Below are 699 nucleotides of genomic sequence, written 5' to 3' on the forward strand. Positions count from 1 at the left end.
GGCTGACCCGCAACGCACGTTCGGCCCACTCGATCGCCCGCTCCGCCTCTCCGGTCCAGGCCAGGAAAATGCCGCCAAGAAAGAGCGCGAAGGCGCAAGAGGGGCTCAGCGCAAGCGCCCGCTCGAATGCTTCACGGGCAGCAGCGCGATCATGCTCCACCAGCCCGATGACGAACGCACCCAGGGCCATCGCGGTTGCGTCATCGCGACCATAGGTGACTGCTGCGCGAGCGTGGCGAATGGCCGCGATGCGGTTGGTCTCCTTGAAGCCGGCTCGGATGAACAGGAACTGGTTGCACCAGGCGAGTAGGCCATGGGCACTGGCATAGTCGGCTTCCAGCACCAGCGCCCGCTCGAGCAGCGGCACCGCCTTGGCTGCCCCCTCCGGCATGGCTACGTAGACGTGAGGAAGGGCGCGCAGAACGAGATCGTAGGCGTCGAGATTGTCGGGCCTCTTGCGTTTGACGCGTTCGATTTCCGCATCGCGCAAGCTCGGCTCGATTGCACCCACAACGCTCAACGTGATTTCGTCCTGTAGTGCAAAGATGTCGTCGAGATGGCCGTCGCAGCGGTGCGCCCAAAGGTGAATGCTGGTTTCCGCCTCCACGAGTTGCGCACTGATCCGAACGCGCTCGTCCGCCTTGCGGACGCTGCCCTCCAGCACATAGCGCACACCCAGTTCGCGACCGACCCGCTTCA

The 699-nt window shown here is 64.5% G+C and carries 1 pseudogene; it reads right to left on the minus strand.

Features of this window, described 5'->3' with window-relative positions:
• A pseudogene (locus NKJ32_RS35455) lies at positions 1 to 699 on the minus strand (transcriptional regulator); the annotation flags it as partial.

This window comes from Mesorhizobium sp. M0159, assembly GCF_040322295.1.
In the GTDB taxonomy this organism is placed as follows: Bacteria; Pseudomonadota; Alphaproteobacteria; order Rhizobiales; family Rhizobiaceae; genus Mesorhizobium.